This is a genomic window from Nonomuraea lactucae, from assembly GCF_003313395.1.
GTDB lineage: Bacteria > Actinomycetota > Actinomycetes > Streptosporangiales > Streptosporangiaceae > Nonomuraea > Nonomuraea lactucae.
Window position 1 is genome coordinate 1 of the sequence record NZ_QNFZ01000612.1, and the last position, 2,347, is coordinate 2,347.

The 2,347-nt window shown below is 72.2% G+C and carries 2 protein-coding genes; both read left to right on the plus strand.

Annotated features, from left to right (window positions below):
* Window positions 1–1,626 (plus strand): ExeM/NucH family extracellular endonuclease (locus tag DQW85_RS24240; RefSeq protein ID WP_113702337.1); only part of this gene is annotated, 1,626 nt, incomplete at its 5' end.
* Window positions 1,627–1,875: 249 nt separating this feature from the next.
* A complete protein-coding gene (trxA, locus tag DQW85_RS24245; RefSeq protein WP_113702338.1) occupies window positions 1,876–2,250 on the plus strand; it encodes a thioredoxin in 375 nt (124 codons plus the stop codon).
* Window positions 2,251–2,347 lie beyond the last annotated feature (97 nt).

Consider the following 2,347-nt stretch of genomic DNA (forward strand, 5'->3'; position numbering starts at 1 on the left):
GCCACCCCCGCCGCCGCGGCGCCGGCCGCCCCCTGCGACACCCCGCCGACCCACCGCATCGCGCAGGTCCAGGGCGGCGGCGACGCCACCCCCCTGGCCGGGCAGACCGTACGGGTCGAGGGCGTCGTCACCGGCGACTTCCAGAAGAGCGACCAGCTGAACGGCTTCTTCCTGCAGGACCCGTCGCCGGACGCCGACCCGGCCACCTCCGAGGGGCTGTTCGCGTTCGCCCGCGAATCGTTCAAGGACGTCAGAACCGGAGACCGGGTCATCGTGACCGGCCGGGCGGTCGAGTTCAACGGGTGGACCGAGCTGTCCCCGGTGACCGCGGTCGACGTCTGCGGCACCGGCACGGTGGCGGCGCAGCCGTACACGCTGCCCAGCGCCGGGCTGGAGCCCGTCGAGAACATGCTCCTCACGTTCCCCCAGCCGCTGACGGTCAGCGAGCACTTCAACCTGGGCCGCTTCGGGGAGGTCACGGTCTCCTCCGGCGGGCGCCTGTTCCAGCCGACCGACCGGCCGGGCGTCGACCCGGCGCTGAACCGGCGCCGCTCGCTGCTCATCGACGACGGCTCCACCAGGCAGAACCCCGCCACGCTCCCGCCCGTGGTGCGCGCGGGCGCCGTGGCCGCCGGCGTCACCGGCGTGCTCGGGTACGGCTTCGACGCCTACCGGCTGCAGCCCACCAAGCCCATCACGTACGTGAACGCCAACCCGCGCCCGTCGCGGCCGTTCCCCGTGGCCGGCAACGTCAAGGTGGCCTCCTTCAACACGCTCAACTGGTTCACCACGCTCGGCTCGCGCGGCGCGAGCGACGCCGAGGAGCAGCGGCGGCAGCTCGCCAAGCTGGTGGCGGCGCTGAAGGGCATGGACGCCGACGCGGTCGCCCTCATGGAGGTCGAGAACAACGGCCAGACCGCGCTGCAGGCCCTCGTGGACGCCGTCAACGCCGAGGTCGGGGCGGGCACCTACGCCGCGCTCGCGCACCCGTACCCCGGCACGGACGCGATTCAGGTCGGCCTCATCTACAAGCCCGCCAGGCTGGCGCCGGTGGGCGAGCCGCGGGCGTCGCAGGACCCGGTGTTCAGCCGGCCGCCGCTCATCCAGACCTTCCGCCGGGCAGGGGGCGGCCAGCCGTTCACCATGGTCGTCAACCACCTCAAGTCCAAGGGCTCCTGCCCGACCGGCGGGCCGGACGCCGACCAGGGCGACGGGCAGGGCTGCTGGAACGCCACCCGCGTCAAGCAGGCCGAGGCGCTGCTCGGGCTGGTCGAGGACCTGCCGAACCCGATGGTGCTCGGCGACCTCAACGCCTACGGCGAGGAGGACCCCGTCGACACGCTCGAAGCGGGCGGCCTGGCCAGCGTCACCAAGAGGTTCGTGCCGGCGCGGCAGCGCTACAGCTACCTGTTCGACGGGCTGGCGGGCGAGCTCGACCACGCGCTCGTCGGGCGGCAGCTGCTCAAGCGGGTCACCAGCGCCACGATCTGGCACATCAACGCGGACGAGCCACGCATCCTCGACTACAACACCGAGTTCAACCCGCCCGGCCTCTACCAGCCGGACGCCTACCGCTCCTCCGACCACGACCCGCTGGTCATCGGACTCACGCTGCCCGGCCGCTGACCCCGCCCTCCTCGCCGTCCCGGGCGCGAGCCCACCAGGCCCGGCCGACGTGACGCGGCCGGGCCCCCGGGCATGGAATGCTGGCGGTGGGTACGTGGTTGACAAGTGGTGACGCGTCCAGCATGAGCCCCGGCAGGGGTCCGCGGACCCGACGGCGGCGCGCTTCCACGACGCGAAGACGACGGACTTACACGACGACGACGGACTTACACGACGCAGAGACGTCCACGACGATACGAGGAGCCACTTGTGGCGACCATCGAGGTAACCGAGACGAACTTCAACGACATCGCCGACAAGGGCATCGTCCTGCTCGACTTCTGGGCGGCCTGGTGCGGGCCGTGCCGGATGTTCGGGCCGATCTTCGAGAAGGCCTCGGAGAAGCACGAGGACATCACGTTCGGCAAGATCGACACGGATGCGGAGCAGGCCCTCGCGCAGGGGTTCGACATCACCTCGATCCCGACGCTGATGGCCATCCGCGACGGCATCGTCGTCTACGCCCAGCCCGGCGCCATCCCGGAGCCCGCGCTCGAGGACCTCATCAGGCAGGTCCGCGGGCTCGACATGGACGCCATCAGGGCCGAGCTCAGCGAGGAGCTGAAGAACGCCGAGCAGAACTGATCCGCCGCCACCCACGCCCCGTCCGGAGCGGCGGGGCGTCGTGGTGACCGGCGGCCGGGCCGCCCGCCGCGCCGCTTCGGGCGCCCGTCGCGCTGCC